Here is a 22,498-nt window from a genome sequence, read left to right on the forward strand (position 1 = left end):
TCACTTCTCCAGCACTGCCGCGGTGATCCGGTGCAGGGCGAAGGTGTGCAGCATCTCGGTCCGCTCGTCCTCGGCGCGCAGGTAGCCCGCGCCGAGCGAGACGGGTCGCACCAGCCGGGACGCGGTTGCCCCGTGCGCGTCGACGTAGCCGACCCAGACCAGCGCCTTGTCGCGTACCGCCTGCTGAAGCACGGCCAGGGCGTCGTGGTGACTGTGCGCGGGAACCGGCCCGCCCGGCGTCGCGCCGCGCACCACCGCCGGGGCCCGTCGGGCCGCCCGCGCCACCGCGTCACCCCGCCGGATCTGCTCCACCACGCCGAGCAGACGCGGCAGCGGCAGACGTGGGGTGGCGAGCGGGTCGAGCGCCCGGGTCGCCACCGACACCCTGGCCGGTGCCCGTCGGGTCTTCGGCCGGGAGAGCACCGTCGAACCGGTGGCGTCCTCGGCCACCGGGGCGTAGCCGGCCTCCCGCAGCACGGTGAGCAGCCGACCGCCCTGGTACGGGGTCACCAGCACGGTCGGCGCGAGGCGGCGCAGCGCCAGCGCCTCCACCCGCCGGTCCGCCAGCACCTCGGCCAGCAGCGCCTCGTCGTCGCTGCGCAGGTACGCCCCGGCGGAGCCGATGCGCAGCCCGCCGTGCTTGCGGGCCACGTCGTCGACCAGGTAGGTCAATCCCTGCGGCACCGGTGTGCGGGACCGACGACGGAACAGGTCGTGCAGGTCGTCCGCGGAGTAGCCGGCATCCAGGGCCCGCCGCACACTGCCCGTGGTGATCCGGTGCACGCTCGCCCCGCCGGCCGACTCCGGCTCGGCGATCACCTCCAACTCGGCGGCGAGCGCCGGCTCCGGCGGCCCGGGCACCACCACGCTCAGGTCGGCCTGGACGAGGAAGTGGTCCACCGGGGCAGGCAGCAACGTGTCCAGGGCCCGGATCGCGCTGCCGCCGTCCTCGGCGTCGGCCCGCAGCCCGAGCGGGTCGTCCGTGGCATCGTCCTCGCCCGCCGTCGCCTCGGCCAGCAGCAGCCGTCCGTACGAGGTGAGCGCCCCCAGCCCGGTCACGCCCAGCGTGGCCGCCTCGGCCAGCACCTCCCGATGCGCGTTCTCCCGGCCACGGCTGCGTCGGGGCGCCCGCCAGTCCAGCAGCGCCAGCACCTCCTCGGCACTGGGCGCGGCGGCCGGTTCCAGATCCGCGAGCACACCGAGTACCGCCCGCCGGGCGGCCGGGGCGCCGGCCCGTTCCGCCTCCGCCGAGAGCACCGTGATCGGCCGGTCCCGGTCGTCGCGCTGCCCGACCAGCCCGACCTGCCGGGTCATGGTCAGCCAGGCCCGGGCCAGCTGCTCCCAGCGCTGTGCCAGCGAACCAGCCCGCCACAGCTCGTACCCGGCCGTGGGCAGCACCTGCTGGTCGGCGCCGTATCGACCGGCGGCACCGGGCAGCTCCATCTCACCGGTCAGCCCGGCCGCGTACGCCACTTCCAGCAGCAGTGCGGCGGTCGACTCGTCCAGCCCGGTGGCCCGCGCCAGCCGGCGCAGGTCACGTACGCCGATCCCACCGGACCGCAGCACCGGCGCCGGCTCAGCGACCAACTGCTCCAGCAGCGCCTCGGTGTGGCGTACCACCTCCATGGTCTGCCCGGCTCCGGCGGAGTCGGCGGCCTTCGGCTCGCGCGGCGTCGCGGCCACCGGGGGCGGACTGCTGCTCAACGGGCCCAGCGGACCGGTCTCACGGCGCAGCAGCAACCCGATCTCCCGGGGCAGCTCGACCATGCCGGTGGTGCCACCCTTGCCACCGGAGACCCGCACCAGCAGCCGGTGGTCGACCAGCCAGCGCACCGGGGAACCGGTCGGCGCCCCGCCGTTGGTGTCGTCCGGCGGCAGGTCGTCGTCCGCGCCGACCGCCGGTGCCTGCAACGCGCCGGGCGGCACGCTGCCGACCGGTGGGCCGGCGGCGAGCCGGTCCAGGATCGCCCGGGCCGACGGCGGCGCGGACAGCAGCGTCCGCCGCAGCTTCGCCGGGTCCGCGCAGAGCGCGGCGGTGCGCGCGTCCAGCTCCGTCGCCGGCCGACCGAGCCCCGCAGGGTACGGAGAGATCTCGTCGATGCCGCCGACGAGGTGCAGGGCGTGGTCGGGGCCGTACAGCAGGAACCGGGCCCGCAGCCGGTCGACGGCGGCCCGGACGGCGGTGGGGGCGGGTGGATTCGGGCCGGTGGTGGCCAGGGCCAGCACCCCGTCGACCGAGGTGGTGCCGTCGGCCGGGTCACGGGTCAACCGGGCGGCATCCATGATCTGAAGCGTGAACTGGTCCAGCCCGTCCAACGCGCGCGACACCGAGACGCGGGACTGTGCCCGGATGGCGAGGGCGGCCACGTCGGCGGGGACCGGTACGACGAGGTCGGGCCGGAGCTGAAGGAGCGCGGCGAGGGACTCGTCGGGCAGCGACCGCAGGTGGTCGGCGAGTGAGGTGCTCATCGTCGTTCCACGCTAGCCCGGTCGGGGCCACTCCCGCCCATCGGACGACCCGGCCGGTCCGGCTGGCCGGGTAGCTTTCCAGGATGCCCCCGTTGACCGTTGGCTTCGACCTCGACATGACCCTCGTCGACTCGCGTCCCGGTATCGCCGCGACCTATCGCGCGCTCACCGAGCGGACCGGGGTACCCGTCGACGCCGACGCCGCCGTGTCCCGGCTCGGCCCGCCGCTGCGTACCGAGATCGCCCGCTGGTTTCCACCGGATCAGGTCGAGGAGGCGGTGAGCATCTTCCGCGAGCTGTATCCGGCCTACGCGGTCACGCCGACCGTGCCGCTGCCCGGCGCGGCGGCGGCCCTCGATGCGATTCGCGACCGGGGCGGCCGGGTGTTGGTGGTCACTTCCAAGATCGGCCGGCTGGCCCGGCTGCACCTGGACCATCTGGGGCTGGTCGTGGACGAGCTGGCCGGCGACCTGTTCGCTGAGCAGAAGGCGACCGCGTTGCGGGCGCACGGGGCGACCCACTACGTCGGCGACCACGTGGCGGACATGGTGGCCGCTGGTGCGGCCGGGGTGCCCGGCATCGCGGTGGCCTCGGGCCCGTGTACGGCCGACGAGCTGCGGGCCGCCGGGGCGGCGGCGGTGCTGGCGGATCTCACCGGATTCCCGGCGGCGCTCGACGGGATGATCCGGCTAGCCTTGAGGCAGTAGACGGTTCAAGCGAAGCAGAGGTTCTCAGGTGCCTACGGGTCGAGTGAAGTGGTACGACGCGACCAAGGGATACGGGTTCGTCACCAGTGACGAGGGTGGCGACGTGTTCCTGCCGAAGGCCGCGCTACCCGCCGGTGTCACCGATCTCAAGGGCGGCCAGCGGGTCGACTTCAGCGTGGTGGACAGCCGGCGGGGTGCGCAGGCGATGGGGGTGAAGCTGCTGGACGCGCCGCCGTCGGTGGCGGAACTGCGCCGACGCCCCGCCGAGGAGCTGCACGGCCTGGTCGAAGACATGATCAAGGTGCTGGAGGCGAAGGTGCAGCCGGACCTGCGCCGGGGCCGCTTCCCGGACCGCAGGACCGCGCAGAAGATCGCTCAGCTGGTCCACGCGGTCGCCCGCGAGCTGGAGGTCTGAGGCACGAGCCCGGCGTCGGCGGCCCGACCGAGCAGCGCCTCGACGGCAGCGAAACCCGCCTCACCCAGGTCGGCGGTGAACTCGTTGACGTAGAGGCCGATGTGCCGGTCCACCACGTCGGGCTCCATCTCCTGGGCGTGCGCCAGCACGTACGCCCGGCTGGCCGCCGGATCGTCCCAGGCCCGCTGGACGGAATCCCGAATCCAGCCAGCGGCCTGCTGCGGGTCGACCACGCCCCGCCGGGCCAGGATGGCACCGAGCGGGATCGGCAGCCCGGTGTCCGACTCCCACCACTCGCCCAGGTCGACCAGGGCGGTGAGACCGTGGCGGGGATAAGTGAACCGGGCTTCGTGGATCACCAGCCCGGCGTCGTACCGACCCTCGGCCACGCCCGGCATGATCTCGTGGAACGGCACCACCTCGATGCGCCGCGGCGTCCGCCCGGCCGCCCAGAGCCGGAACAGCAGGTACGCCGTGGTCCGGTCACCCGGCACCGCCACTGTGGCATCGGTGAGATCGTCGCGCTCCGGCCCGCCACCGCGGTCGGTGCGGGTGAGCACCAACGGGCCACATCCCCGACCCAACGCACCCCCACAGGGCAGCAGGTGGTAATCACCCAGCAGCCACGGCAGCGCCGCGTAACTCACCTTCACCAGGTCGAACGCGCCCCGCTCGGCAGCCGTGTTGGTGACGTCCACGTCGGCGTACGTCACCTTGACCGGCGGCGCACCGGGCACCTGTCCGTGTACCAGCGCGTGGAAGACGAACGTGTCGTTGGGGCAGGGCGAGATCGCCAGCGAGAGCGCCACACCCCCACCGTAACCCCGCCGACCCGACCCGCTGCCAGCGCGGCAGCGCCCCCACCCAAGATCCGGGCAACTTCCCGGATCTTGCTGCCTGAACTCGGCCAGAATCAGCAACATCGCCGAAGTTGCGCGGATCTTGGGATGGGGTTGGCGGGTCAGCGTAGGGCGGACGCGGCGGCGGTGAGGGCGGTGAGGGCGTCGCGCATGCGCCACCCGTCGCGGTCGCGGGGGCCGATCGGGTTCGAGATGGTACGCAGCTCCGCGAAGGGCACGCCGGCCTGGCTGGCGGCGACCGCCACGCCGTACCCCTCCATGGCCTCGGCCACCGCCTCCGGGTGACGCCGGACCAGCTCCTCCGTGCTGGCGGCGGTGCCGGTCACGGTGCTGACGGTCAGCACCGGTCCCACGATCGCGGCCGGCAGCGCCGTGCGCAGGCCGGTAAGCAGTGTCGGGTCGACGTCGACGGCGGTGCCGCCGCCGAGCAGTTCGGCCGGCATGCCGAGTTCGTCGATCGGAAGGAAACCGTCGGGAGACTCCGCGCCCAGGTCGGCGGCGACGGCCCGGGTGCCGAGCACGGTGTCACCGACCGCGACCCGGCCGGCGAAGCCGCCAGCGACCCCCGCACTTACCACTGCCCGGTACGGGCGGCCGGCCATCTCGGCGAGCGCCAGCAACCGGGCGGTCGCCGCACCGGCGACCGCCGGGCCCACCCCTACCGGCAGCACCGCCACGGCCGGGTCGGCGAGGCCGGCCTGGATGGCTTCCGCCTCGGCGGGAACCGCGGTCACCACCAGCAGACCGCTCACGTGAGCGAGCCCGGTGAGCTGCGCCGCGTCTCATCGTCGCCACCACCGGAACCGGTGATCGTCGAGGACGGGCGATAGATGTGGAAGCCCGGCGGCGCCATACCCGGCTCGTCGGGACCACGTCCGCCCTGGAAGGGGGCCGGCGACGTGGGGGTGGGCTCGGCGTGCTCCGACTCGTCGGTGTGCTCCGACTCGGCCTGCTTCTCGGCGGCCAGCTCGTCGTCGGTCAGTGGCCGTCCGTGCAGCTTCTCGGCCCGGAGCCGCCGGGCCATCACCAGACCCCGGGCGGCGGCGAGGGCACCGACACCGGCGGCGACGGCGATGCCGATCCGGCCGTCGAAGGGTACGAGCCCCAGCCCGCCACCGGCGACGAAGGCGAGCATCAGCACCGTCTCGGAGTGGGCGAAGGAACTGGCCCGCAACCGCTCCGGGATGCGTTCCTGGATCGAGGCGTCCACGGCCAGCTTGGCGATGCCGCTCATCATCGCGGTGACCACGCAGAGCAGGGCGACCATCGGCAGCGAGAAGCTCAGCACGGTGAGTACGCCCACCCCGGCGACGATCACCATGCCGCTGGACTGGAGAGCGGCCGGGCGGTGGATGCGCAACCGGGTACCGATCGCGGTGGCCAGGAAGGTGCCGACTGCCAGTGCGCCGCCGACCAGGCCGAGCGATCCCTCGTCCCCCAGATCACGCCCGAACATCACGGTGGTCAGGTCGCCTGCCTTGATGGTGAAGGCGAGGAAGAGCAGCAGGAAACCGTAGACCGCGCGCAGCGTGGCCGCACCGACCAGGGTCGAGATCACCAGTCGTCCGGCGGGTCTGCCCCGGCCCAGCGGCCGTTCGTCAGTGCCTCGACGTAGCGCCCGCAGTGGTCGCGGTACCCGTTCCGGCGGTTCGGAGTCCGCCTTCGGTGGCAGCCGGAGGGCGATCACCATGCCGACCAGGAAGATCACTGACGCGACCCGCAACGGCCACTGCGGTCCGAACCAGAACGCGGCCAGGCCGATCGGAGCGACCAGGGCGCCCGCGACCGTGCCGTAGACGCTGGCCCGGGCACCGACCTGGGAGAGGCCGAGCCCTTCGGGCAGCAGCCGGGGTACGGCTGCGGAACGCGCCACCCCGTACGCCCGGGAGAGCGCCAGCACGCCGAAGGCCGCCGGATAGAGCCCGAAGCCGTGGATGTAGTCGGAGATCAGCCAGGCCAGGAACGCCCGGCCCAACATCGTCGTGGCCAGGGCGTAGCGACGGCCGTGCCGGAAGTGGTCGAGTAGCGGCCCGACCACGGGTGCGAGCATGGCGAAGGGCACCATGGTCACCAGCAGGTAGAGCGCGACCTTGCTCCGCGCCTCGCCGAGCGGCACGTTGAAGAAGATCGTCCCGGCCAGTCCGATGGCGATAAGCGTGTCACCGGCACAGGAGATCGCGTGCAGGTCGAACAGACGGACCATGCCCGTCTCCCCGCCGGCGCCCCGGGCCCGGGCCCGCGCGGCGCTGCGGGTCATCCAGCGGCCGCTGGTCAGGGAGCCGCGCAGCATCAGCCGGGTGGCGCGGATGCCGGTGCCGACGGTCCGCCCGAGGAGGGACCGCTCAGAGCGGGAGAACAGCGGCATGGCACCCATCCTGGCCCATCGGCCGGGGCAATGCTGCGCCACCGCCGGAGAACACCTCTGGGGAGTGCCTCACAGTTCACCCACCCGATGGGGAACAATGGTCGGGTGACCAGGCCCGCTTCCGCCCGTGCCGCCCGTCTCGACCAGGTCTGCGCCGCCGCCGTCGAGGTGGCGCGCGCCGGCATCACCGAGGTGGGCCCCGACGACGTCGGCGACCACCTCCAGGCCGTCGCTGAGGGCGACCGGCTCGTCACGCACTACTTCGAGTGTCGGCTGGCCGGCTATCGCGGCTGGCGGTGGGCGGTGACCGTGACCCGGGTGCCGCGCAGCCGTACGGTGACTCTCTGCGAGACGGTCCTGCTGCCCGGGCCGGACGCGTTGCTCGCGCCCGGCTGGCTGCCGTGGCAGGAGCGGCTCAAGCCCGGCGACCTGGGTCCCGGCGACCTGCTGCCGACCCCGTCGGACGACGAGCGACTCCAGCCCGGCTACCTCCTCTCCGACGATCCGGCGGTCGAGGAGACCGCCTGGGAGCTGGGGCTGGGCCGGCCCCGGGTGATGTCGCGGGAGGGTCGGATCGAGACGGCCCAGCGCTGGTACGACGGCGATCACGGCCCCTCGGCGCCGATCTCCGCCTCCGCGCCCGCCGCCGCGCGCTGCGGCACCTGCGGCTTCTACCTGCCGCTCGCGGGCAAGCTGCGGCAGTGCTTCGGTGTCTGTGGCAACTTCTACGCACCGGACGACGGCCGGGTGGTCAGCGCCGACCACGGCTGCGGCGCCCACTCGGAGACGCTTGTCGAGGCCGACACGGCGGTCGACGAGATGCCCACCGTCTACGACGACAGCGCGGTGGAGCCGATGGCGGTCAGCCGCGCCGCCGGGTCCGTGGAGAGCGGCGAGCCGGCGGAACCGTACGGGCACTCCTGACCGGGGCCGCCCGCCGTCGGGTCAACCTGCGGCGCGACGGCGGCGACGGTTGGCGTCGTGCCGCATCATCACCGCCAGACCGGGGAAGCCCCACAGGAATCCGGCCAGGCAGATCCAGAGCCAGTTCTCGTGGCCGCTGGCGACCAACCGGTCGCGGAAGATCAGCAGCACCAGCCCGGCGACGGTCCAGGCCGCCATCCCGGCGAGGGCGAACGGCACCATCGGCGGGTCGAGCGGCTCGGGGCGGGGTGGCGGGGTCGGCACCCGGCCAGCGTACGTGACCCTGCTTCCCGACAGGCCGGCCATCTGCGACGATGCGCGCGACAACCCGATGATCCGCTGTGAGGTTCCTGATGGCAGTAGCGCCGCCCGACAACGGCACCCCACCCGACTCCCGCCAGCCGCGCAACGGCTTCGACAGGTACTTCGAGATCTCGGCCCGTGGCTCGACGCTCACCCGCGAGGTACGCGGCGGCCTGGCCACCTTCTTCACGATGGCGTACATCGTGGTGCTCAACCCGCTCATCCTCGGCAGCGCCGTCGACGGTGACAATCAGACCCTGCCGATCCCCGCGATCGCGGCGGCCACCGCCCTGATCGCGGGTCTGATGACCATCCTGATGGGCGTGGTCGGCCGCTTCCCGCTGGCGGTCGCCGCCGGGCTCGGCGTCAACGCCCTGGTGGCGTACGAGATCGCGCCCGAGATGACCTGGGCCGACGCGATGGGCCTGGTGGTGATCGAGGGTCTGATCATCGCGGTGCTGGTGCTGACCGGGCTGCGTACGGCGGTCTTCCGCTCGGTGCCGACCCAGATGAAGACGGCGATCGGTGTGGGCATCGGCCTGTTCCTCACCATCATCGGCCTGGTGGACGCCGGTTTCGTCAGGCGGATTCCGGACGAGGCGAACACCACGGTCCCGGTCGGCCTCGGCATCGGCGGCAAACTCGTCAGCTGGCCGATGCTGGTCTTCGTGGTCGGCCTGCTGGTGACCCTGGTGCTGGTGGTACGCCGGGTCAAGGGCGCCATCCTGATCGGCATCCTCGCCTCCACGGTGCTGGCCATGCTGGTGGAGGCGGTGGGCGACATCGGTCCGTCCTTCGTCGACGGGGTGCCGAACCCGAAGGGCTGGTCGCTTAACGTTCCGACGCTGCCGAGCAACCCGTTCGACGTTCCGGACCTTTCCCTGCTCGGCCAGTTCAACGTGCTGGACTCGTGGGGGCGGGCCGGTTGGCTGGTCGTGCTGATGTTCATCTTCACCCTGCTCATCACCGACTTCTTCGACACCATGGGCACGATGGTGGCCGTCGGCCAGGAAGGCGGCATGCTCGACGAGCAGGGCACTCCGCCGCGTACCAGGGAGATCCTGCTGGTCGACTCGATCGCGGCGGCCAGCGGTGGTGCGGCCAGCGTCTCCAGCAACACGTCGTACATCGAGAGCGCCGCCGGTGTCGCGGAGGGTGCCCGGACCGGAGTGGCCAACCTGGTCACCGGCGTGCTCTTTCTGCTGGCCATGTTCCTGGCACCGCTGGTGGTGGTCGTCCCGTTCGAGGCGGCGTCCGTCGCGCTTGTGGTGGTCGGCTTCCTGATGATGACGGCGGTACGGACGATCGACTGGTCCGACTACGAGATCGCCATCCCGGCCTTCCTCACCATCGTGTTGATGCCGTTCACCTACTCGATCTCGAACGGGATCGGGGCTGGGCTGATCGTGTACGTGGTGATCAAGCTGGCCAAGGGCAAGTCCCGGGAAATCCACCCGCTGCTGTACGCGGTGGCGGCGCTGTTCGTGGTGTACTTCCTGCGCGGTCCGATCGAGGCGCTGCTCTTCTGACAGCCGCCCGGGCCGGGTGGGTGATCCGCCTGTCCGGCCCGGGAGCAGAGACGTCGAGGTGAGCATGGTCATATCCGCTGCGGCTCGGTCAGCTAATTAGTTAGGCTAACTATCGTGACGGAGCGGACGGTGACGGCTCAGAGCATGCCACCGGCGCAGCTGGCCCTCCAGTTGCGTGATGCGATCACCCGGTTGAACCGGCGGGTCCGCCAGGCCCGGCCGGTTGGTGACCTCACGGTCACCCAACTGTCCGCGCTCACCAGCCTTCGGCTGGCGGGCGCGCTCACGCCGCGGGAGCTCGCCGACGTCGAACGGGTGCAGCCACCGACGATGACCAAGATCGTCGCGAAGCTGGAGGAGCGTGGCCTCGTGCAGCGCACCCCGCACCCGACCGACGGCCGGCAGGTCATCCTCGCGACGACCGAGGGGGGCCGGGCCGTGCTCGACCAGTTCGAGCGGGTCCGGGACGAGTGGCTGGCCCGCCGGCTGGCCGAGCTGACTGACACCGACCGGGAGACCCTGCACCAAGCCGCGGAGATCCTTCAGCGAATCTCCCGCGCCTGACGCCGCGCACACCGGGTGTGCGCCCCGCGCCGTGCCGTCCGTCGTTGACGACGCGTACGACCGCGAGGAGGCGCACCAAGAGTGCAGGCAAGGCTGAGCACGATGTTCCAGTCCCTACAGGTCCGCAACTACCGGCTCTTCGCATTCGGGCAACTGATCAAGCTGATCGGTGTCTGGATGATGTTCATCGCCCAGGACTGGCTGGTCCTCGAGCTTTCCGGCGACTCGGCCACCGCGCTCGGCGTGGTCGTAGCTCTCCAGTTCACGCCCGTACTGCTGCTCACGCTGCTCTCCGGTCGGCTCGCCGACCGATACGACAAGCGGATGCTCCTGTTCATCGCCAACGCGTTCTGGACCGTGCTGTCGCTGGCCATGAGCGTGCTGGTGCTCACCGATCTGGTTCAGCTCTGGCACGTCTTCGTCTTCGCCGCCCTGCTCGGTGTGGCCAACGCGATGGAGACCCCGGTACGCCAGGCGTTCGTCTCCGAGCTGGTCGGCACGGCACTGCTGCCCAACGCGCTCTCACTCAACGCGGCCGTGTTCAACTCGGCCCGGATCGTCGGCCCGGCCGTGGCCGGCCTGGCCATCGCCGTCTTCGACGTCGGGCCGGTCTTCCTCGTCACCGCGCTCAGCTCGATCGCGCCGCTGGTCACGGTGATCCGGATGCGGTCGACCGAACTGCACCGGGAGCCGCTGCCGGCGCGTGGCGAGCGGGCCGCCGCGACCGTGCTCGACGGGCTGCGCTACGTCGCCCGCCGCCCCGACCTGCTGCTCCCGATGGTGGTGATGTCGGTGATCGGGATGTCGTTGTTCAACTTCCAGCTGACGCTGGCGGCCCTGGCGAAGACCGTCTTCAACACCGGGGCGGCCTCGTTCGGCCTGTTCAGCACCACGCTCGCGGCCGGCGCGCTGGTCGGCGCACTGGCCGGGACCGGGCGGCGGAGCCGGCCCTCGGTGTGGCTGGTGCTGGGTGCCGCGATCGGCTGCGCCACCTTCGGCACGCTCGTCGGGCTGGCTCCGGCGTACTGGATGGTGGTCGCCCTGCTGCCGCCCACCGGCTTCTTCATGGTCTACTTCGCCCAGGCGGCGAACCAGCGGGTGCAACTCGGCACCGACGCCGCGTTCCGTGGCCGGGTGATGGCGTTGTGGGTGCTGGTGTTCCTCGGCACCAACCCGGTCGGCGCGCCGATCATCGGCTGGGTCGCGGAGACCTTCGGGGCCGGTGCCAGCATCTGGGCCGGTGGCCTGCTCTCGCTTACCACCGCACTGCTGGCGTTGGCCTGGCAGCTACGCCGAGCCGGGGCCCGGCTGCGGTTCCGGGTCCTGCCGCTGCCCCGCTTCTACGTCACCGAGATGTGACGAGCTTCTGTTGCCGGCCCCGCCCGCTGCCCGGTCGGTCCGACGCTGGGGTGTTACCGGCGGTGCGGTAACGCGCCACCGCATGCGCGAGATGCGGAAATTCGGTTACCTGACGCTACGCAGCGACATAGCTTCGATGGGTGGAGGTCCTACGCTTACTGCTCCTGGCCGTGGCGCTTGCCGCCGTGGTCTTCGTGCCGGTGCTCATCGCGCTTGTCATCTGCACCGACGAGGTCGTCGACCGGCTGACCTGTCGGTACGGCGAGTGGCGGCAGCGGCGCCGCGAACGGCGCCTGATCGCCCGGCTGAACGAGGCCGTCGACGCGGTCGCGGTCGCCGACCGGATTGATCTCGACGCGCTCGACCGCTCGGAGCGGCGGCCTTTGGAGCAGATCGCCGCCGACCTGCGGTGTCTGCGTCGGGATCGGGCCGGCGGCAGCAGACCTGTGGTGTGGCACAGCGACGTGCTCGGCGCGTACGACGATCGGCTTCGGCTGGCCTGCCATGCGCTGGGCATCACCGAGCATCTCGCCGAGTTGTCCGGTCTGGACCGGCAGATCGAACGGGTACGCGTCGAGGCCGAGCTGGACGCGGCCGGCCTACGGCTGCCGGCCGCCCGCCCCGAGCAACCCGAGCGGAACCATCCCGAGCAGCCTGAGCGGAACTATTAGCTGCCACCATGTGACAGGTGCGACTCTTCATCGCGATCTACCCGCCGGTCGAGGCCATCGCGCACCTGACCACCCGGTTGGCCGGGTTACGCCTGGCGGCGGCCTCGGCCGCCGGCACGAACGTCCGGCTGGTCGACCCGGCCACGGCCCATCTCACGCTCGCCTTCCTCGGCGAGGTCGATCCCGCCCGGCTGGCCGAGCTGCGGCAGGTCCTCCCACGCGCCGTGCAGGCTGCCCACGGTGGTACTGCGACGGAGGCACCCGGCGGTGCTGCGGCGGAGGCACCCGGCGGTGCTGCGGCGGAGGCACCCGGCGGTGCTGCGGCGGAGGCACCCGGCGGGTGCGACGGCCCGCCAGTGCTGCGGCTTGGCGGCGGTGGTCGATTCGGCTGGGGACGCAGCACCGTGCTCTGGGTCGACGTGCGCGGCGACGTCAACCGTCTGGGGGCGCTGGCCGGCGCTGTCCGCGCCGGGCTGAGCGCCGCCGGGTTTCCCGGCGACGAGAAGCCGTTCCGACCGCACCTGACCATCGCCCGACCGGGTGACCGGCTGCCACACGCCAACATCGAGGCGGACCTGGCAACCCTCCACGACTACCTCGGCCCGCCCTGGCTGGCCGAGGAACTGGTGCTGGTGCAGAGCCGGCCCAAACTCCCGCCGCGCTACCACCGTCTCGCCGCCTGGCCTCTCTGAACCCGGCACCGCCCCGCTGACTTCTCGCAGATCTTGTATTTGCGGTCGCTGAAACGTCCGTTATCGGACCAATGTCCCGGCAGGAAGTGCAAGATCGACGCGGCGACGGGGACGGCGGCGCGGGGCCCGCAGGTCAGGATGACTCGCGGGCCGCCGGGCCGGTGCCGAAGAGGACGTCGTCCCAACTGGGCAGGCGCTTGCGTGGCTTGCCACCGGCCTCGCCGGACTCGGAGGCACCACTGGCCGGCGCGTTCGTCCGGCGGGGGCGCAGCACCGCCAACGACGGCACGGCCGGGACCTCCTTGGGCGCGTCCGCGTCGTCGTCGAAGGCCGAGCCCTGGCCGCCGCCGAGCAGCGCCGCAGCGCCCCCGGCGACCGCCCGCTGGCGCTGCGCGTCCGGACCGCCGGCGAGCGCGGCCGGCGATCGTGGTTCGAGACCTCGGCCCGAGGTCGCGCCGAGCGGCCGGTCGAGGGAGGCGAGCAGGGCGTCCCGGCCGGCTCGGATCGGGTCACGACCCGAGCGACCCGGCTCGGCGGGCGACGGCAGCCCGTGCCCACCCCGGCTCGGCTCGCCACGCGACGGGCCGGGCAGGGCGTGGCCGCCCCGCTCCGGTGCCGGCTCCTGGCCCAGGATCGGCGTCGGGCGCTCGGCGCACAGGTACTGCGCCATGTCGTCGTGCGGGGCGACCGACTGCCGGGTCTTGTCCAGATCCCAGACCGCCTGGGCGGTGGCCTTGCCGGACGGCCAGGTGGCGACGATCCGCCAGGTGCCGTCGTCGCGCCGCCATGCGTCCCAGGAGATCTTCTCGGTGTCGATCCCGTGCTGGGCGAGCCGACCGTTGACCACCTCGGCCAGCGGCGTGGGCTTCTCGGCACCCTTTAGTCGGGTGCGCCGGGCGTGCTGGGCGAGCATCGCGCGCTCCTGGAGCACCGGCCCGGCGTAGCGGAGCACCCGGTCGACCGGCACACCGGCGATCCGGGCGACGTCCTCGGCGGACTCGCCGGAGCGGATCCGGGCCTGGATGTCCCGAGGAGACAGCGAGGGCACCGGGGCGGCGGCGGCCGGTGCCACCGCGAGCGTGGGCGTACCCGGCTCGGCGTGCAGCGCTCCGGCGATACGCTCGTCCAACGGCAGGGCGAGCAGTCGCCCGACCTCGTCGGCGAGCACCAGGGCCTGGCCGTCCTCGGAGAGGGCGACGAAGCGTACTGGGCGCATCGCGTTGCCTCCGTCCCGCTTCGCTGGCCGTACGCCACGAGCCGGCCACCCGGGGCGTTGCGCTCCACGGTACGCCCATCCGCCCCCCGGTGGGAGACGCCACGCCCGGTTAAGCGGCGGATCCGCCTGCTCCGGCGCTGTGTCGCGGGTCAGCTGTCGACGGCCGACAGTGGCGTGCTACACGGTCCGAAGTGGTGCGGGGTCAGCCGGGTGTCGGAGGTGGACCGGGGCATCGTACGGTGCGGGCCCGGCGCCCCGGACGGGGTGCCGGGCCCGTGGTCAGGCCGAGTCCGGCGGTCAGAGCCGCTCGACGACGTAGTCGATCGACGCGGTCAGCGCCTCGACGTCGGCCGGCTCGACGGCCGGGAAGAGCGCCACCCGCAGCTGGTTGCGCCCCAGCTTCCGGTACGGCTCGGTGTCGACGATGCCGTTGGCACGCAGCACCTTGGCGATCGCCCCGGCGTCCACCCCGTCGGCGAAGTCGATGGTGGCGACCACGTTGGAGCGCAGCGCCGGGTCAGTGACGAACGGCGTGGCGAAGGAGGAGCGCTCGGCCCAGCCGTAGACGACCGAGGCGCTCTCGGCGGTGCGCTTGGCCGCCCAGGCCAGACCACCGTGGGAGTTCATCCAGTCGGTCTGTTCCGCGGCGAGGAAGATGGTCGCCAGCGCCGGGGTGTTGTACGTCTGCTCCAGCCGCGAGTTGTCGATCGCGGTGACCAGGTCGAGGAACGCCGGGATGTACCGCCCCGAGGTCTTGACCTCGGCGGCCCGCTCCAGCGCGGCCGGCGACATCAGGGCCAGCCAGAGCCCACCGTCGGAGCCGAAGCACTTCTGGGGAGCGAAGTAGTAGACGTCGGTCTCGCCCACGTTGACCTCCAGCCCACCGGCGCCGGAGGTGGCATCGACCAGCAGCAGGGCGCCGGGGTCGGCACCGGCCACCCGGGTGATCGGCACCGCCACGCCGGTCGAGGTCTCGTTGTGCGGGGTGGCGTAGACATCCACGCCAGCCTCGGCGGCCAGCGCCGGGGCGCTGCCCGCGTCGGACTTGCGGACCGTCGGCTCACCGAGGAAGGGCGCGTCCTTCACGGCCTTGGCGAACTTGGCACCGAACTCGCCGAAGCTGGCGAACTGCGCCCGGTCGCGGATCAGTCCGAACGTGGCGACCTCCCAGAAAGCCGTGGTGCCACCGTTGCCGATGATCACCTCGTAGCCCTCGGGGATAGAGAAGAACTGGGCGATGCCGGAGCGCAACCGGGCCACCTGGTCGCGGACGGTCTTCTGCCGGTGCGAGGTGCCCAGGTAGCTCGTGGCCACCTCGGCGAGCGCGGAGACCGCCGCCGGACGGACCTTGGACGGCCCGCAGCCGAATCGGCCGTCGGCGGGCTTGATCTCGTCGGGAATCCGGATGGTCGGTGCGTCAGCCACGGTCTTGAAGATCCTTCCGAATGGGCGAGGCGGGCCCGGTCCACGCCGGTGCGGATCGAGGACGCCGTGCGTACGCCCGCACGGTGCGGTCAGGGATCCGGGCCCCGGTCCGGCGACACTGCCGATCCTTATCCTCGCACCAGCGCCACCCCGACCGGCCGCTGGTCCCACGACCGGGCCTGAGTCCTGCACCACATCGCCCGCCTCCGCCGCAACCAGCGAACGATCCGTTGGCGCACCTGGAGGCGCACCGGCGCTCGGCGGCTCGTGCTGATGCCGGGCGGGGTGCGGCGTCGCGGAGACCTCGGCTGGTCGGCCGAGATCTCCGCGCTCCGTCAGTAGGGGCTCCTGCCGCCACCTGAGGCGGTACGTCTCAACTCAGACGTCGTGGGGGACGGCGTCCCAGCCGTCGACCTCGTGCGGCTTGCGGGTGCCCGGGCCCACGTAGCGGGCCGAGGGACGGACCAGCCGCTGGAGCTTCTTCTGCTCCAGGATGTGTGCGCTCCAGCCGCCCATCCGGGCACAGGTGAACATGGAGGTGAACATGTGCGCCGGAACCTCGGCGAAGTCGAGCACCACGGCGGACCAGAACTCGACGTTCGTGGCGAGCACCCGGTCCGGCCGGCGGGCCTGCAACTCGGCGAGGGCCGCCTTCTCCAGCGCCTCGGCGACCTCGAAGCGCGGAGCACCCAGCTCCCGGGCGGTGCGGCGGAGCACCCGGGCGCGCGGATCCTCGGCCCGGTAGACCCGGTGCCCGAAGCCCATCAGCCGCTCACCCCGGTCGAGCACGCCCTTGACGTAGCCCTCCGCGTCACCGCTGCGCTCGACCGCCTCCAGCATGGTCAGCACCCGCGACGGCGCGCCGCCGTGCAGCGGGCCGGAGAGCGCGCCGATGCCCGAGGAGATGCAGGCGGCGGCGTCCGCTCCGGTGGAGGCGACGATCCGGGCGGTGAAGGTGGAGGCGTTCAGGCCGTGCTCGGCGGCCGAGATGAAGTACGCGTCGACGGCCTTGACGTGCCGGGGATCGGGCTCGCCGCGCCACCGCTTCATGAAGCGCTCGACGACCGTCTCCGCCTTGTCGATCTCCTTCTGCGGAACCGCCGGCAGCCCGAGGCCGCGAGCGGACTGGGCGACGAAGGAGAGCGCGGTGACCGACACCCGGGCAAGGTCCTCACGGGCCTGCCCGTCGGAGATGTCCAGCAACTGCTGCAAGCCCCAGTACGGAGCGAGCATGGCCACGGCGGACTGCACGTCGACCCGGATGTCGCCGGAGTGCACCGGCACCGGGAACGGCTCGGCCGGCGGCAGGCCCGGGCCGAAGCGGCCGTCGACCAGCAGCGCCCAGACGTTGCCGAAGGAGACCTGGCCGATCAGGTCCTCGATGTCGACCCCGCGATAGCGCAGCGCGCCGCCTTCGCGGTCGGGCTCGGCGATCTCGGTTTCGAAGGCTACGACGCCTTCAAGTCCGGGTTTGAAATCGGCCATCTCACTGCTCCTGGTGTGTGGTCGGTGCGCCCGCCCGGGCTCGGTGTCCCGGCCCCGGCCGGGTGAGCGCCTTAGGCGACCCTCAGGGATGTGTTCGTGACATCTTGCCTGCTGGTGGCCGGGTGCGCGAGACGCTGTCGATGTGCTGCTGGCGACATCCCGCTTGCCGGGCTCCTCCCGGCACGGATAAGACTGGGCCGGACGGGCTGGTCGGCGGGCGCGTACCGGCCCGACGGGGGAGGAGCGGGAACGTGATGGGGGACACACCGGTGCCAGCCGGGATGCGGCACGAGTACGCCGCCGATTCCGGCCTGACGGAGAGCGAGCTGGCCGCCGACTGGCACGCCCAGTTCGACAGGTGGTTCGCCGACGCGGTCGCCGCCGAGTTGCCCGAGCCGAACGCCATGGTGTTCGGCACCGCCGACGCCGCCGGGCGGCCGAGCGCGCGGACGGTGCTGCTCAAGGGGTACGACCCGGAAGGTTTCGTGCTGTTCACGAACTACGGCTCCCGCAAGGGCGTCGAGGTGGCCGCCAACCCGTACGCCAGCCTGCTCTTTCCCTGGTTCCCGATGCAGCGGCAGGTGATCGTCGCCGGCCCGGTGGAACGTGTCGACCGGGCCGAGACGGAGGCGTACTTCGCCAGCCGGCCGCGTGGCTCGCAGCTCGGCGCCTGGGCCAGCGCCCAGTCGTCGGTGCTGCCGGACCGGGCCGCCCTCGACGACGCCTACCGGGCCGCGGCGGAACGCTTCGCCGACGTGGACCCGATCCCCGCGCCGCCGAACTGGGGCGGGTTGCGGGTGCGCCCGGATTCGGTGGAGTTCTGGCAGGGCCGGGCCAGCCGGCTGCACGACCGGCTGCGGTTCCGGCGTACCGGCGCGGGCTGGGTCGTGGAGCGGCTGGCACCGTGACCGTCGGCAGCACCGACCGGCCGCGCGAGCAGCGCCGCTGGGCGATCGACCTGCGCCCGCTGCGGGTGCCGGCGTACCGGCGGCTCTGGGCCGGCAACGCCATCGCGATGTTCGGCTTCCAGTTCACCGCCGTCGCGGTGCCGGTGGAGATGTACGCGCTGACTGAGGACTCCCTCTGGGTCGGTCTGCTCGGTGTCGCCGCCTTCGTACCGCTGCTGGTCTTCGGGCTCTGGGGTGGCGCGGTCGCCGACGCCATCGACCGGCGGCGGGTGCTGCTGGGTGGCTCGGCCCTGCTCTGGGTCGCCGTGCTGGGACTGCTGGCCCAGGCGCTGCTCGGCGTCGGTAGCCCGGTCCTGCTGCTGGCGCTTGTCGCGTTGAGTTCGGTGGCGTTCGCGATCGCCGGGCCGGCCCGCGCGGCGCTCGTGGCCCGGCTGGTCCCGACCGAGCTGGTGCCCGCGGCCACCACGTTGAACTTCACCACCGCCATGGCCACCGCGGTCCTCGGGCCGCTGGCCGCCGGCCTGATCCTGGCGATCTGGGACCTCGGAGTGGCGCTGCCCGTCGCGTACGCCGTGGACGCGACGCTGCTGGCCGCCCTGGTCTGGGCGGCGCTGCGGCTGCCGGCCATGCCGCCGGAACCCGATCCGGACGGCGGGCCCCGGCAGGCGGGGTTGCGCAGCATCGTCGACGGGGTGCGGTACCTGGCCGGCAGCCCGGTGCTGCTGCTCTCCTTCGCCATCGACCTGATCGCGATGGTGTTCGCCTTTCCGCGGGCACTCTTCCCCGAGGTGGCGGCCGAACGGTTCGGTGGCGGCGCGGCGGTGGGCTGGCTCTACAGCTCCATCGCGATCGGCTCACTGCTCGCCGGCCTGGTGTCGGGTTGGATCGGCCAGGTTCGTCGGCAGGGTCTGGTGCTGGTGCTCGCCGTGGTGGGCTGGGGCGTTGCCGTGGCGCTGGCCGGACTGGCCGGCCAACTCTGGTTGGTGGTCGTGCTGCTGGTGCTGGCCGGTGCCGCCGACCTGGTCAGCTCGGTGGTCCGGCAGTCGATGTTGTTGATCTACGCGCCGGACCGGATGCGCGGCCGGCTCCAGGGCGTGAACACCGTCGTGGTGGCCGGCGGTCCGCGCCTGGGCGACCTGCGGGCCGGTGCCATGGCGGCCGGACTCGGCAGTGGGGTGGCCTGGATCGGCGGCGGTGTCGCGGCGGCGGTGCTCGCGGTGCTGCTGGCCGTGGCCTTCCCGGCGCTGACCCGCTACCGGCCGCCGAGCGCGGTGGGCGGGCGCGAGCACGGTGAGGGCCGTGGACCGCGGCGAGCGGACGACGGCGTCGGCGGCTAGGGTCTGGCGAATGGACAGCCGCGATCCGCTTCCTCTGTCGGGAGCCCAGTGGAGCATCTCCGCCGCCGGTCACGAGGCGGTCATCGTCGAGTCTGGCGGCGGGCTCCGCGCCTACCGTCAGGACGGCGTCGAGCACGTCGACGGGTACGCCACCGACGAGGTGTGCCCGGGCTCGGCGGGGCAGGTGTTGGCCCCCTGGCCGAACCGGATCCGCGACGGCGTGTACACCTTCGGCGGGCAGTCGAGGCAGCTGAATCTGACCGAGCCGGAGCGGCACAACGCCATCCACGGCCTGGTGAACTGGGTGTCGTGGCACCTCATCGAGCAGCAGCCGGACGAGGTCACGGTCGGCTACGACCTGCTGCCGCAGCCCGGTTACCCGTGGCCGCTACGGCTGCGTACCAGGTGGAGCGTGAGCGCCGACGGGCTGCGCGCCGAGCACGACGTCACGAACGTCGGCACCGAGGCGGTGCCCTTCGGCTTCTCCGTGCACCCGTACCTGCAACTGCCGGGGGTGTCCGTGGAGGACATCGCACTGCGCGTACCCGGCCGGACCCGGCTGCTGCTGGACGGCCGGCTGCTGCCGGTCGGCGCGGCCACGGTGGCCGGCACCGAGTACGACTACACCGAGCCACGGCGCATCGGTGAGGCCGTCCTGGACCTCGCCTTCGGGCAGGTGAATCGGGACACCGACGGTGGTTCCTCGGTGACCCTGACCGGGCCGGACTCCTCGGCCGGGCTACGGATCTGGGCCGACGACCAGTTCGGTTGGTGGCAGGTGTTCACCGGTGACACGCTGACCGGCGAGCGGCTTCGCCGGTCGGTCGCGGTGGAGCCGATGACCTGCCCGCCGGACGCCTTTCGCTCCGGTCGGGATCTCATCACGCTGGCACCGGGCGACACCTGGCGCGGGAGTTGGGGCATCCGGCCCGGTGTCTGAGCGTCCGGCCAGGGGCCGGGCCGGCAAGTGAGGAGTACGGCGTGGAGTTCGCGGAGGTGGTCCGGCGGCGCCGGATGGTGCGTAACTACGACCCGGACCGCCCGGTCCCACCGGAGGTGGTGGAGCGGCTGCTGGAGCACGCCGTGCGGGCCCCGTCGGCCGGGTTCTCCCAGGGGTGGGGCTTCCTGGTGCTGGAGTCTCCGGAGGACCGGGAGCGGTTCTGGGCGGCCAGCACCCCCGAGGGCGGCGGGATGCAGCGTTGGCTGACCGGCATGCGCCGGGCGCCGCTGATCGTGGTGCCGCACGCCAACCGCTCGGTCTACCTGGAGCGGTACGCGGAGCCGGACAAGGGCTGGGCGGACCGGTCGACGGATCGCTGGCCGGTGCCCTACTGGTACGTCGACACCGGCTTCGCCGCGCTGCTGATGATGCTCACCGCCGTCGACGAAGGGCTGGGCTCCTGCTTCTTCGGCATCCCACCGCAGCGGTTGGCGTCCTATCGGGAGGCGTTCGGTGTGCCGGAGGCGTACCACCCGATCGGTGCCCTCACTATCGGTTATCGGGCCGCCGACCACCGGTCACCATCGCTGCGTCGCGGCCGCCGTCCGGTGGACGAGGTCGTCCGGCGAGGGCGGTGGACCTGACCCGAACCGGTGGTTTCGTCCGGTTGAGAACCGGACGGCCGGTGGCGAAACTGACATCAGGGAGCAGAACGTGAGGTGCGGGGTCCGGCTACGCTGGCACGGTCATCGGCGCCGCAGGTCGCAGCGCCATGCCGCGACCCGGCCCGGCGTCGTGGTACCGGCCGGCCAGGGGGAGGGGAGCGTCCGTCGTGATCTTCAGAGCGGTCCGGGACGGGCGTCCCTATCCGGAACACAACCTGACCCTGAAGCAGTGGGCGGAGATTCCGCCCCGCCCGCTGCGCCTGGATCAGCTCATCACCACCAAGCGCGAGTTGGCGCTGGACAAGCTCCTCGCCGAGGACTCCACCTTCTACGGTGACCTGTTCCCACACGTCGTGCAGTGGAACGGCGGTCTCTACCTGGAAGACGGCCTGCACCGAGCGCTGCGTGCCGCGCTGCAACAGCGCAACCAGATCCACGCCCGGGTGTTCGTGCTCGCCGAGGCGGTCGAGTGACCCCGGTTGACCTGCTCGACCTGGACGCGTCGCTGGCCGAGGAGGAGCGGGCGATCCGCGCCGTCGTGCGCCAGGTGGTCGACGATCTGGTCCGCCCACACGTCGCCGGCTGGTACGAGGCCGGTCACGTGCCGGCCCGCGAACTGGCCCGCGAGTTCGGCAAGCTCGGCCTGCTCGGTATGCACCTGACCGGGTACGGCTGCGCCGGCTCGACGGCCGTCGCGTACGGGCTGGCCTGCCTGGAACTGGAGGCCGGCGACTCCGGCCTCAGGTCGCTGGTCTCGGTGCAGGGTTCGCTGGCCATGTACGCGATCTGGCGTTACGGCAGCGAGGAGCAGAAGCAGCGCTGGCTGCCGGCGCTGGCTGCCGGCGAGGCGATCGGCTCATTCGGACTGACCGAGCCGGACCACGGCTCCGATCCGGCCTCGATGGCCACCCGGGCGCGCCGGGACGGCGACGACTGGGTGCTCGACGGCAGCAAGATGTGGATCACCAATGCGCCGATCGCCGACGTGGCGGTGATCTGGGCACGCACCGATTCCGGTGTGCGGGGCTTCGTCGTACCGATGGACACGCCAGGGGTGGCGGCGCGGGAGATCACCCGGAAGATGTCGCTGCGCGCGTCGCTGACCGGGGAGATCTCACTCGACGACGTCCGGCTCCCGGCGGACGCGCAACTGCCCGACGCGACCGGGCTGAAAGCGCCGCTGAGCTGCCTGACCGAGGCCCGTCACGGCATCGTCTGGGGCGCCCTCGGCGCGGCCCGCGACTGCCTGGAAACCGCGCTGACGTACGCGACGACCCGCACCCAGTTCGGTCGGCCGCTGGCCGGCTTCCAGCTCACCCAGGCCAAGCTCGCCGACATGGCGGTCGAGTGGAACAAGGGCTACCTGTTGGCCCTCCAGCTCGGCCGGCTGGCCGACGCCGGGAAGCTGCGCCCGGAGCAGGTAAGCGTCGGCAAGCTGAACAACGTACGGGAGGCGTTGACCATCGCCCGGCAGTGCCGGACCATCCTCGGCGCCAACGGGGTTTCCGGGGACTATCCGGTGATGCGGCACGCCAACAACCTGGAGAGCGTGCTGACCTACGAGGGCACCTCGGAGATCCACCAGTTGGTCGTCGGGCAGCGGCTCACCGGGGTATCGGCGTTCACCTGACCCTGGCCGGGCCATCTGACGGGCTCGACGAGCG

Annotated in this window: 22 protein-coding genes; 14 read left to right on the forward strand and 8 right to left on the reverse strand. The window is 72.4% G+C overall.

Going from position 1 to position 22,498, the window contains the following annotated elements:
* Entirely contained in the window at positions 1–2,469 is a 2,469-nt protein-coding gene (locus O7601_RS09070; protein ID WP_281565740.1) for a helicase-associated domain-containing protein, read from the reverse strand.
* 83 nt (positions 2,470–2,552) lie between these two features.
* Between O7601_RS09070 and O7601_RS09075 the strand changes: the two genes are divergently transcribed.
* Together O7601_RS09075 and O7601_RS09080 are read left to right on the forward strand one after the other, a co-directional pair.
* Positions 2,553–3,176 carry an HAD hydrolase-like protein gene (locus O7601_RS09075; RefSeq protein WP_281565741.1) on the forward strand — a complete coding sequence of 208 codons (624 nt, stop codon included), beginning with the start codon at positions 2,553–2,555 and terminating at the stop codon, positions 3,174–3,176.
* Positions 3,177–3,204: 28 nt separating this feature from the next.
* A complete protein-coding gene (locus tag O7601_RS09080; protein WP_281565742.1) occupies positions 3,205–3,591 on the forward strand; it encodes a cold shock domain-containing protein in 387 nt (128 codons plus the stop codon).
* Here O7601_RS09080 and O7601_RS09085 read toward each other — a convergent pair.
* From O7601_RS09085 to O7601_RS09095, 3 genes are all read right to left on the reverse strand, one after another.
* On the reverse strand, positions 3,552–4,400 hold the full coding sequence (locus O7601_RS09085) for a 1,4-dihydroxy-6-naphthoate synthase (protein WP_281565743.1): 849 nt from the start codon (positions 4,398–4,400) through the stop codon (positions 3,552–3,554). The genes O7601_RS09080 and O7601_RS09085 overlap by 40 nt on opposite strands.
* A 152-nt stretch (positions 4,401–4,552) precedes the next feature.
* Entirely contained in the window at positions 4,553–5,203 is a 651-nt protein-coding gene (locus tag O7601_RS09090; protein ID WP_281565744.1) for a futalosine hydrolase, read from the reverse strand.
* Positions 5,200–6,816 carry an MFS transporter gene (locus O7601_RS09095; RefSeq protein ID WP_281565745.1) on the reverse strand — a complete coding sequence of 539 codons (1,617 nt, stop codon included), beginning with the start codon at positions 6,814–6,816 and terminating at the stop codon, positions 5,200–5,202. Before O7601_RS09095 ends, O7601_RS09090 begins: the two co-directional genes overlap by 4 nt.
* Positions 6,817–6,903: 87 nt before the next feature.
* Here O7601_RS09095 and O7601_RS09100 point away from each other — a divergent pair, with 87 nt between their 5' ends.
* Entirely contained in the window at positions 6,904–7,740 is an 837-nt protein-coding gene (locus tag O7601_RS09100) for a DUF3027 domain-containing protein (protein ID WP_281565746.1), read from the forward strand.
* Between the two features lie 21 nt (positions 7,741–7,761).
* Here O7601_RS09100 and O7601_RS09105 read toward each other — a convergent pair whose 3' ends face one another.
* Entirely contained in the window at positions 7,762–8,004 is a 243-nt protein-coding gene (locus tag O7601_RS09105; protein WP_281565747.1) for a DUF2530 domain-containing protein, read from the reverse strand.
* 89 nt (positions 8,005–8,093) lie between these two features.
* Between O7601_RS09105 and O7601_RS09110 the strand changes: the two genes are divergently transcribed.
* The 5 genes from O7601_RS09110 (at position 8,094) to O7601_RS09130 (ending at position 12,858) form a co-directional block, all read left to right on the forward strand.
* A complete protein-coding gene (locus O7601_RS09110; RefSeq protein ID WP_281565748.1) occupies positions 8,094–9,572 on the forward strand; it encodes an NCS2 family permease in 1,479 nt (492 codons plus the stop codon).
* 114 nt (positions 9,573–9,686) lie between these two features.
* Positions 9,687–10,136, forward strand: a complete 450-nt coding sequence (locus tag O7601_RS09115) for a MarR family transcriptional regulator (RefSeq protein WP_281565749.1) — start codon at positions 9,687–9,689, stop codon at positions 10,134–10,136.
* Positions 10,137–10,217: 81 nt separating this feature from the next.
* The gene (locus O7601_RS09120; RefSeq protein WP_281565750.1) at positions 10,218–11,495 is read left to right on the forward strand and encodes an MFS transporter; all 1,278 of its coding nucleotides are present in this window, start codon (positions 10,218–10,220) and stop codon (positions 11,493–11,495) included.
* Between the two features lie 140 nt (positions 11,496–11,635).
* A complete protein-coding gene (locus O7601_RS09125) occupies positions 11,636–12,166 on the forward strand; it encodes a hypothetical protein (protein ID WP_281565751.1) in 531 nt (176 codons plus the stop codon).
* 17 nt (positions 12,167–12,183) lie between these two features.
* A complete protein-coding gene (locus O7601_RS09130; protein WP_281565752.1) occupies positions 12,184–12,858 on the forward strand; it encodes a 2'-5' RNA ligase family protein in 675 nt (224 codons plus the stop codon).
* 133 nt (positions 12,859–12,991) lie between these two features.
* On the opposite strand, the gene sepH is transcribed toward O7601_RS09130, so the two are convergent.
* From sepH to O7601_RS09145, 3 genes are all read right to left on the reverse strand, one after another.
* Positions 12,992–14,074, reverse strand: coding sequence for a septation protein SepH (gene sepH / locus O7601_RS09135; protein ID WP_281565753.1), 1,083 nt, complete (start codon positions 14,072–14,074; stop codon positions 12,992–12,994).
* 297 nt (positions 14,075–14,371) lie between these two features.
* Positions 14,372–15,499 carry a phosphoserine transaminase gene (gene serC / locus O7601_RS09140; RefSeq protein ID WP_281565754.1) on the reverse strand — a complete coding sequence of 376 codons (1,128 nt, stop codon included), beginning with the start codon at positions 15,497–15,499 and terminating at the stop codon, positions 14,372–14,374.
* A 378-nt stretch (positions 15,500–15,877) separates the two neighbouring features.
* On the reverse strand, positions 15,878–16,984 hold the full coding sequence (locus tag O7601_RS09145) for a citrate synthase 2 (RefSeq protein WP_210937455.1): 1,107 nt from the start codon (positions 16,982–16,984) through the stop codon (positions 15,878–15,880).
* A gap of 254 nt (positions 16,985–17,238) precedes the next feature.
* Here O7601_RS09145 and pdxH point away from each other — a divergent pair, with 254 nt between their 5' ends.
* From pdxH to O7601_RS09175, 6 genes are all read left to right on the forward strand, one after another.
* Complete coding sequence (pdxH, locus tag O7601_RS09150; protein ID WP_281565755.1) at positions 17,239–17,892, forward strand: pyridoxamine 5'-phosphate oxidase; 654 nt, start codon at positions 17,239–17,241, stop codon at positions 17,890–17,892.
* Complete coding sequence (locus O7601_RS09155) at positions 17,889–19,229, forward strand: MFS transporter (RefSeq protein ID WP_281565756.1); 1,341 nt, start codon at positions 17,889–17,891, stop codon at positions 19,227–19,229. Before pdxH ends, O7601_RS09155 begins: the two co-directional genes overlap by 4 nt.
* A 10-nt stretch (positions 19,230–19,239) precedes the next feature.
* Positions 19,240–20,169 (forward strand): aldose 1-epimerase family protein, encoded by a 930-nt coding sequence (locus tag O7601_RS09160; protein ID WP_281565757.1) that lies wholly within the window; start codon positions 19,240–19,242, stop codon positions 20,167–20,169.
* 41 nt (positions 20,170–20,210) lie between these two features.
* The gene (locus O7601_RS09165) at positions 20,211–20,813 is read left to right on the forward strand and encodes a nitroreductase family protein (protein ID WP_281565758.1); all 603 of its coding nucleotides are present in this window, start codon (positions 20,211–20,213) and stop codon (positions 20,811–20,813) included.
* A 188-nt stretch (positions 20,814–21,001) separates the two neighbouring features.
* A complete protein-coding gene (locus O7601_RS09170; protein ID WP_093404142.1) occupies positions 21,002–21,307 on the forward strand; it encodes a type II toxin-antitoxin system VapB family antitoxin in 306 nt (101 codons plus the stop codon).
* A complete protein-coding gene (locus O7601_RS09175) occupies positions 21,304–22,464 on the forward strand; it encodes an acyl-CoA dehydrogenase family protein (RefSeq protein ID WP_281565759.1) in 1,161 nt (386 codons plus the stop codon). Before O7601_RS09170 ends, O7601_RS09175 begins: the two co-directional genes overlap by 4 nt.
* The last annotated feature ends 34 nt before the right edge of the window (positions 22,465–22,498 follow it).

Source organism: Verrucosispora sp. WMMD573 (assembly GCF_027497175.1).
Classification (GTDB): Bacteria; Actinomycetota; Actinomycetes; order Mycobacteriales; family Micromonosporaceae; genus Micromonospora.

What these genes read in the sequence shown, in the direction of transcription:
- O7601_RS09070 (WP_281565740.1), bottom strand. Translation starts at nt 2,469, where the DNA reads ATGAGCACCTCACTCGCCGACCACCTGCGGTCGCTGCCCGACGAGTCC.
- O7601_RS09075 (WP_281565741.1), top strand. Translation starts at nt 2,553, where the DNA reads ATGCCCCCGTTGACCGTTGGCTTCGACCTCGACATGACCCTCGTCGAC.
- O7601_RS09095 (WP_281565745.1), bottom strand. Translation starts at nt 6,816, where the DNA reads ATGCCGCTGTTCTCCCGCTCTGAGCGGTCCCTCCTCGGGCGGACCGTC.
- O7601_RS09100 (WP_281565746.1), top strand. Translation starts at nt 6,904, where the DNA reads ATGGGGAACAATGGTCGGGTGACCAGGCCCGCTTCCGCCCGTGCCGCC.
- O7601_RS09110 (WP_281565748.1), top strand. Translation starts at nt 8,094, where the DNA reads ATGGCAGTAGCGCCGCCCGACAACGGCACCCCACCCGACTCCCGCCAG.
- sepH (WP_281565753.1), bottom strand. Translation starts at nt 14,074, where the DNA reads ATGCGCCCAGTACGCTTCGTCGCCCTCTCCGAGGACGGCCAGGCCCTG.
- O7601_RS09145 (WP_210937455.1), bottom strand. Translation starts at nt 16,984, where the DNA reads ATGGCCGATTTCAAACCCGGACTTGAAGGCGTCGTAGCCTTCGAAACC.
- pdxH (WP_281565755.1), top strand. Translation starts at nt 17,239, where the DNA reads ATGGGGGACACACCGGTGCCAGCCGGGATGCGGCACGAGTACGCCGCC.
- O7601_RS09160 (WP_281565757.1), top strand. Translation starts at nt 19,240, where the DNA reads ATGGACAGCCGCGATCCGCTTCCTCTGTCGGGAGCCCAGTGGAGCATC.